The sequence below is a fragment of the Streptomyces sp. NPDC020898 genome, assembly GCF_044333925.1.
GTDB lineage: Bacteria > Actinomycetota > Actinomycetes > Streptomycetales > Streptomycetaceae > Streptomyces.
In genome coordinates, this window is the sequence record NZ_JBIRRV010000008.1 from 436,804 (window position 1) to 443,977 (window position 7,174).

Genomic DNA, 7,174 nt, shown 5'->3' on the forward strand with positions numbered 1-7,174 from the left:
CACCCGCCCCCCCCCGCCCCCCCCGCCGGCCCCCCCCCCCCCCGGGGGGGGGGGGGGGGGGGGCCGGGGGGGGGCCCCCGCGGGGGGGGGGGGGGGGGGGGGGGGGGTTGGGGCCCACCCGGGGGGGGGGGGGGGGGGGGGGGCCCCCCCCCCCCCCACCCCCACCCCATCGAGTACGGATCAGATACGCCTCAGATGCCTGCCGCCGCCGAGAGGTCCCGCTTGATCGTCTCCAGCAGGTCCGTCGCCTTCGTGCGGGCCGCCGGGAGGTCCGCGTGGGTGGGCACCGGGAGGACGACCTCCAGGTAGCACTTCAGCTTCGGCTCCGTACCGCTGGGGCGGACGATCACCCGGGCGCCGTCGAGCGTGTAGCGCAGGCCGTCCGTGGGCGGGAGGGCTTCCGTCCCCTGGGTGAGGTCCTCCGCCTTCGTGATCGGCAGGCCCGCGAGCTGGGTCGGCGGCTGCTCACGCAGACGGCGCATGGCGTTCGCGATGACCGACAGGTCCTCGACGCGGACCGAGAGCTGGTCCGTGGCGTGCAGACCGTGGTCGACCGCGAGGTCGTCGAGCAGGTCGAGGAGCGTACGGCCCCGGGCCTTCAGCTCGGAGGCGAGTTCCGTGATGAGGAGCGCGGCCGTGATGCCGTCCTTGTCGCGTACGCCGTCCGGGTCCACGCAGTAGCCGAGGGCCTCCTCGTAGCCGTAGCGCAGGCCCTCGACGCGGGCGATCCACTTGAAGCCGGTGAGGGTCTCCTCGTAGGGGAGGTTCGCCTTCTCGGCGATACGGCCGAGGAGTGACGAGGAGACGATCGACTCGGCGAAGGTGCCGCGCGCTCCGCGCTGGACCAGATGGGCGGCGAGCAGGGCGCCCACCTCGTCGCCGCGCAGCATGCGCCAGCCGTCGGCTTCCGGTACCGCCACCGCGCAGCGGTCCGCGTCCGGGTCGTTCGCGATGATCAGGTCCGGGTTCGTCTCGCGGGCCTTCGCGAAGGCGAGGTCCATCGCGCCGGGCTCTTCCGGGTTGGGGAAGGCGACGGTCGGGAAGTCCGGGTCGGGGTCGGCCTGTTCGGCGACCAGGGCCGGAGCGGGGAAACCGGCCCGGGCGAAGGCCGCGAGGAGGGTCTCCGTGCCGACGCCGTGCATCGCGGTGTAGACCGTGCGGGCGGTACGGGGGGAGCCGGCGGCGAGAACGGCGTCCGTACGGGCCAGATAGGCGTTCAGGACGGCGTCGTCGAGGGTTTCCCAGCCGGCTTCCGGACGCGGTACGTCGTTCAGCGCGCGTACGGCGTCGATCTCGGCGGCGATCTCCGCGTCCGCCGGGGGCACGATCTGGGAACCGTCGCCCAGGTACACCTTGTAGCCGTTGTCGCGGGGCGGGTTGTGGCTGGCGGTGACCTCCACGCCCGCGACGGCGCCGAGGTGCCTTATGGCGAACGCCAGTACGGGGGTGGGGAGGGGGCGGGGGAGGACGGCTGCCCTGAGTCCGGCGCCGGTCATCACCGCCGCGGTGTCGCGCGCGAAGTCCGCCGACTTGTGGCGGGCGTCGTAGCCGATGACGACGAGGCCGTCCGTCTCGCCCTTCGCCTTGAGGTACGCGGCGAGGCCGGCGGCGGCGCGGATGACGACGGAGCGGTTCATGCGCATGGGGCCGGCGCCGAGTTCGCCGCGTAGACCTGCGGTGCCGAACTGGAGGGTGCCGGAGAAGCGGGCGGTGAGGTCGGGGAGGTCCTGGGCGTCGATGAGCTTGGCGAGTTCCTCACGGGTGTCCGCGTCGGGGTCCTCGGCGAGCCACGCCTTGGCCCGTGCGATGAGTTCGTCGTCGTGCACGTCGGTGCCTCTCGTTGTGGTCGAGCGGGGGTGCGGGTTCATTGTTCTCGCCCCCGCCGCCCCTACCCGTCCCATCCCTGGGGGCTGCGCCCCCAGACCCCCGCCACGGCCCTGAACGGGCCTTGTCCTCAAACGCCGGACGGGCTGAAAGACCAGGAGCGGAGCCCCGAGGATGGGACGGGTAGGGGCGGCGGGGGCGAGACCGGTTCCTACAGGCGGCCCAGGACCTGGGCCAGCAGGGAGCCCATGCGGGTTGCGCTGTCGCGGCCCGCCTGGAGGACCTCCTCGTGGTTGAGGGGTTCGCCCGTCATGCCCGCCGCGAGGTTCGTCACCAGGGAGATGCCCAGGATCTCGGCGCCCGCCTCACGCGCCGCGATCGCCTCCAGGACCGTCGACATGCCCACCAGGTCCGCGCCGATCGCCCGGGCCATGCGGATCTCCGCCGGCGTCTCGTAGTGCGGGCCCGTGAACTGGGCGTACACGCCCTCCTCAAGGCTGGGGTCGATCTCCTTGCACAGGGCGCGCAGCCGCGGCGAGTACAGGTCCGTCAGGTCGACGAAGTTCGCGCCGATGATCGGGGAGGTCGCCGTGAGGTTGATGTGGTCGCTGATCAGGACCGGCTGCCCGGGGCGCATGTCGGCGCGCAGGCCGCCGCAGCCGTTGGTCAGGACGATGGTCTTGCAGCCGGCGGCCACGGCGGTGCGTACGCCGTGCGCCACGGACGCGACGCCCCGGCCCTCGTAGTAGTGCGTGCGGCCCAGGAAGACCAGCGCGCGCTTGTCGCCGATCCGGTACGAGCGGATCTTGCCGCCGTGGCCCTCGACCGCCGGCGGCGGGAATCCGGGCAGCTCGGTGACCTGGAACTCGGCCTCGAAGGCGCCCAGGGCGTCCACGGCCGGTGCCCAGCCGGAGCCCATCACGAGAGCGACGTCGTGGGTCTCGGCGCCCGTGAGCTCCCGCAGGCGCGCGGCAGCGGCGTCGGCGGCGGAGTGGGGGTCGCCCTGGATGTCGTCCGGAAGAAGAGATGCGTTCACGCGCAAGAGCGTATCCGGTCGGAGCCTACGCGCGTAGATGACAGAGGCAACGGGATAGCGATCGTTGTCTTGTCGTTTCCATCCAATCCATCCAACGGGGCGCCGGTCCCCGGCCCGCCCCTCAGCAGGGGCGTTTTCTCAGTTCCATCACATAGTCGTGCGGTGCGCCCGCCGACTCCGCCGCGTCGGCGATCTCGCCGAGGTTCCGGGCCGACGGCAGGCCGCCCTCGTACCCGTTGAGGACGTACACCCACGCCGGTTCCTCGCCCTCCAGCGTGTCGACGCGCAGCCGCATCCGGCGGTAGATGTCGAGGCCCACGCCCTCCCAGCGGTCCAGGGAGTCCTCGTCGAGCGGGGCGATCTCGTACAGGGCGACGAAGACCTGGGAGCGGGGGGCCTCGACGATCGTCGGAAGGGCGCCCTCCCAGCCCATGTGCTCGCCGGCGAACGTCAGCCGCCAGCCGGTCAGCCAGCCGGTGGCGCGCAGCGGCGAGTGCGGTGCGCGGCGCGTCATGAGCCGCGCGTCGAGATTGCCGGCGTAGGCGGCGTAGAGCGACATGGACCGAGAGTACGGCAGGGGACACGGCCGTCACTCCGACAGCACACGCCCCGGCCGTACCCGTACAACCGTCCGCACGGCAGCGGCACGGAACCCTCTCCGGACCCGTACGACGGCCCCGGGGCGTCGGCACCTCGGGGCGTACGGGACAATGGGGTATGTGACTCGGATCGTGATCATTGGTGGCGGACCCGGCGGCTACGAAGCGGCGCTGGTGGCAGCGCAGCTCGGCGCGGAGGTGACCGTCGTCGACTGCGACGGTCTGGGCGGGGCGTCGGTGCTGACCGACTGCGTACCGTCGAAGACGCTTATCGCCACCGCCGAGGTGATGACCACCTTCGATTCCTCGTACGAGGAACTGGGGATCATCGTCGCCGACGACACCCCACCCGACCAGCAGGCCGCCCGCGTCGTCGGTGTCGACCTCGACAAGGTCAACCGACGGGTGAAGCGTCTCGCCCTCGCCCAGTCGCACGACATCACCGCCTCCGTCACCCGGGCCGGCGCCCGCGTCCTGCGCGGGCGCGGACGGCTCGACGGCCTCCAGGGCGTCGACGGTTCCCGGAAGGTCGTCGTACGGGCCGTGGACGGCAGCGAGGAGACCCTCGTCGCCGACGCCGTGCTCATCGCGACCGGCGGGCATCCGCGCGAGCTGGCCGACGCGCAGCCCGACGGTGAGCGCATCCTCAACTGGACCCAGGTCTACGACCTCACCGAGCTGCCCGAAGAGCTGATCGTCGTCGGTTCCGGTGTCACCGGTGCCGAGTTCGCCGGTGCCTACCAGGCCCTCGGGTCCAAGGTCACCCTCGTCTCCTCCCGGGACCGCGTGCTGCCGGGTGAGGACCCGGACGCCGCCGCCGTCCTCGAAGAGGTCTTCCGGCGCCGTGGCATGAACGTCATGGCCCGCTCCCGCGCCGAGTCCGTCAAGCGCGTCGGCGACCGGGTCGAGGTCACCCTCGCCGACGGGCGCGTCATCACCGGCTCCCACTGTCTGATGGCCGTCGGCGCGATTCCCAACAGCGCCGGTATGGGGCTGGAGGAGGCCGGGGTCAAGCTCCGCGACTCCGGGCACATCTGGACCGACAAGGTGTCGCGGACGTCGGCTCCCGGCGTGTACGCCGCCGGTGACGTGACCGGTGTCTTCGCTCTCGCGTCCGTCGCCGCCATGCAGGGCCGTATCGCCATGTACCACTTCCTCGGCGACGCGGTGGCCCCGCTGAACCTGAAGACCGTCTCCTCCAACGTCTTCACCGACCCCGAGATCGCCACCGTCGGCTACACCCAGGCCGACGTCGACGGCGGCAAGATCGAGGCCGTCGTCGTCAAACTGCCGCTGCTGCGCAATCCGCGCGCGAAGATGCAGGGCATCCGCGACGGCTTCGTCAAGCTGATGTGCCGGCCGGGCACCGGGATCGTCGTGGGCGGGTGTGTCGTGTCGCCGCGCGCCTCCGAACTCATCCATCCGATCTCGATCGCCGTCGACAACAATCTGACGGTCGAGCAGATCGCGAACGCGTTCACTGTCTATCCATCCCTTTCGGGATCGATCGCCGAGGTCGCCCGGCAGCTCCACACCCGCAAGGCGGCGGGCGAGGGCTGACGGCAGGGCCCGGCGGGGTGGGCGACTTCCCGCTGGTCACGGGGAGTTGCGGCCCATTCGTGCGGCATAGTCGTGCGAGATAGGCACCTATACCACTTCCCGTACCCCCATGCGAACAACTTCTGTTATTCGGCGCATACTGCTGAAAGCAGACGGTCGTTGGGGTTACTGTCAGTTTCGTGTTCGCTGCAGAACGTCGTCAATTGATCCTCGAAATGGTGCGAGCCAATGGGGCCGTGTCGCTCCGTGAGCTTGCCCGCGTCGTCCAGACCTCCGAAGTGACCGTACGGCGGGACGTGCGCGCACTGGAGGCAGAAGGACTCCTCGACCGCCGGCACGGCGGTGCGGTATTGCCGGGCGGGTTCACGCGGGAGTCCGGCTTTCCGCAGAAATCTCATCTCGCGACCGCCGAGAAAACGGCCATCGCCGACCTCGCCGCGAGCTTCGTCGAAGAGGGCGAGGCCATCGTGGTCGGGGCGGGGACCACCACGCAGGAGCTGGCACGCCGGCTCGCGCGGGTCCCCGGGCTGACCGTCGTCACCAACTCCCTGTTGGTGGCCCAGGCACTCGCCCACGCCAACCGAGTGGAGGTCGTGATGACCGGCGGCACTCTGCGCGGTTCCAACTACGCCCTGGTCGGCAGTGGCGCCGAGCAGTCCCTGCACGGGCTGCGGGTGTCCAAGGCCTTCCTCTCCGGAAGCGGCCTCACCGCCGAACGCGGGCTGTCCACCTCCAACATGCTGTCGGCGTCCGTCGACCGCGCGCTGGTCCAGGCCGCCGCCGAGGTCGTCGTACTCGCCGATCACACCAAGCTCGGTTCGGACACCATGTTCCAGACCGTGCCCACGGATGTGATCACCCGCCTCGTCACCGACGAACCGCCCGTCCACGACGACCGCGCCGGCACCGAACTCCAGGCCCTGGCCGACCAGGGCGTGCAGATCGCCGTGGCCGGTTCCTCGGGGTCGGGAAGCGGTTCCCCGGGAAACTCAGCGGGGGGCGGTGACCAGGCCCCGGCACGCCAGCAGCGCCGGGACGTGCCGCTTCCCAACCCGCGCCGGGGACAACTCCCCGGCGGCGCTGCGGGTCATCCGCTGCGCGGCACGATGCTGGGCGAGCAGCCCGGCGGGCCCGGTGAGCGTGAGCGGGAACGAGCCCGGGTGGCGGACCTCCGCCGCCGCTGACCGTCGTACCAAGTACCGAGTACCGAGTACCGAGTTTCAGAAGGCCGAGTTGACCTACTGAGGTTCGGCCTTCAGGCCCCGCATCGTCAGGGTCAGGAGGCGGTCGGCCAGGTCCGGGTCGTCCGGGGTCTCCTCGGCCGCCAGCGCGATGGCGTTGGTGAGCTGGAGCAGGTCGCCGATGGAGACGTCGGTGCGGAGGCTGCCGGCCCGCTGGGCGCGGGTGAGCAGGGCCGCGCCCGCCTCCCGCATGGGGTTGCTGCACCTGGACAGGGCCGAGTCGGCGTCGGACGAGACCGACATGAGCGCCCGTGCCAGGCCGCGGTACTCACCGGCGTGCGTGACGATCTCACGCAGCCAGGTCACCAGCGCGGCGCACGGCTCCGGGTCGGTGAGGAGTTCGCGGGAGCGGTCCAGCAGGTCGCTCACCGCGTCCTCGAAGACCGCGCTCATCAGGGCGTGCCGGTTCGGGAAGTGCCGGTAGAGGGTGCCGATGCCTACGCCTGCGCGGCGGGCCACGTCCTCCAGGGAGGTGTCTGTGCCGTGTGCTGCGAAGGCGGAGCGGGCTTCTGCGAGGAGGCGCTCGTAGTTGCGGCGGGCGTCCGCGCGGAGGCCTGCCGGCGGGTGGGCCATGGTTCACCTGCCCTTCGTGTGCTTGTTCCGGGGGTTCAGCATGCCATCGGTGCGGGTTTGGTTGGCGGGTGCGGGGCGGTGGGGGCTTGTCGCGCAGTTCCCCGCGCCCCTAAAAAGGGGCGTTGTTCGCACCGGATGGCAGAAAGGGAAGCGCCCGGTGGCTGATTGGTCAGTCCCCCGGGCGCTTCTTGGTGTTGTGCGAGCGCTTAGTCCTTGATCTCGCAGATGGGGGCGCCGGAGGTGAGAGAGGCGCCGACTTCGGCTGCGAGGCCCTTGACGGTGCCGGCTTTGTGGGCGTTGAGGGGTTGTTCCATCTTCATCGCTTCGAGGACGACGATGAG

At 71.2% G+C, this 7,174-nt stretch carries 7 protein-coding genes; 2 read left to right on the forward strand and 5 right to left on the reverse strand.

From position 1 onward, the window contains the following. Nucleotides 1–191 precede the first annotated feature (191 nt). The 3 genes from ACH4TV_RS26800 to ACH4TV_RS26810 form a co-directional block, all read right to left on the reverse strand. On the reverse strand, nt 192–1,868 hold the full coding sequence (locus tag ACH4TV_RS26800) for a phospho-sugar mutase (protein ID WP_398402307.1): 1,677 nt from the start codon (nt 1,866–1,868) through the stop codon (nt 192–194). Nucleotides 1,869–2,035: 167 nt separating this feature from the next. After that, on the reverse strand, nt 2,036–2,860 hold the full coding sequence (locus ACH4TV_RS26805; RefSeq protein ID WP_398402309.1) for a purine-nucleoside phosphorylase: 825 nt from the start codon (nt 2,858–2,860) through the stop codon (nt 2,036–2,038). A gap of 121 nt (nt 2,861–2,981) precedes the next feature. Then, complete coding sequence (locus tag ACH4TV_RS26810) at nt 2,982–3,419, reverse strand: gamma-glutamylcyclotransferase (RefSeq protein ID WP_330288178.1); 438 nt, start codon at nt 3,417–3,419, stop codon at nt 2,982–2,984. A 151-nt stretch (nt 3,420–3,570) separates the two neighbouring features. Between ACH4TV_RS26810 and ACH4TV_RS26815 the strand changes: the two genes are divergently transcribed. Both ACH4TV_RS26815 and ACH4TV_RS26820 read left to right on the forward strand, forming a co-directional pair. Next, nucleotides 3,571–5,019 carry an NAD(P)H-quinone dehydrogenase gene (locus ACH4TV_RS26815; RefSeq protein ID WP_398402312.1) on the forward strand — a complete coding sequence of 483 codons (1,449 nt, stop codon included), beginning with the start codon at nt 3,571–3,573 and terminating at the stop codon, nt 5,017–5,019. A gap of 179 nt (nt 5,020–5,198) precedes the next feature. Beyond that, a complete protein-coding gene (locus ACH4TV_RS26820; RefSeq protein WP_398402314.1) occupies nt 5,199–6,203 on the forward strand; it encodes a DeoR/GlpR family DNA-binding transcription regulator in 1,005 nt (334 codons plus the stop codon). Nucleotides 6,204–6,257: 54 nt separating this feature from the next. Here the strand turns inward: ACH4TV_RS26820 and ACH4TV_RS26825 are convergent, their stop codons facing one another. Continuing rightward, nucleotides 6,258–6,833 (reverse strand): TetR/AcrR family transcriptional regulator, encoded by a 576-nt coding sequence (locus ACH4TV_RS26825; protein ID WP_398402316.1) that lies wholly within the window; start codon nt 6,831–6,833, stop codon nt 6,258–6,260. A 206-nt stretch (nt 6,834–7,039) separates the two neighbouring features. Then, nucleotides 7,040–7,174 (reverse strand): acetyl-CoA carboxylase biotin carboxyl carrier protein subunit (locus ACH4TV_RS26830; protein ID WP_398402372.1); only part of this gene is annotated, 135 nt, incomplete at its 5' end.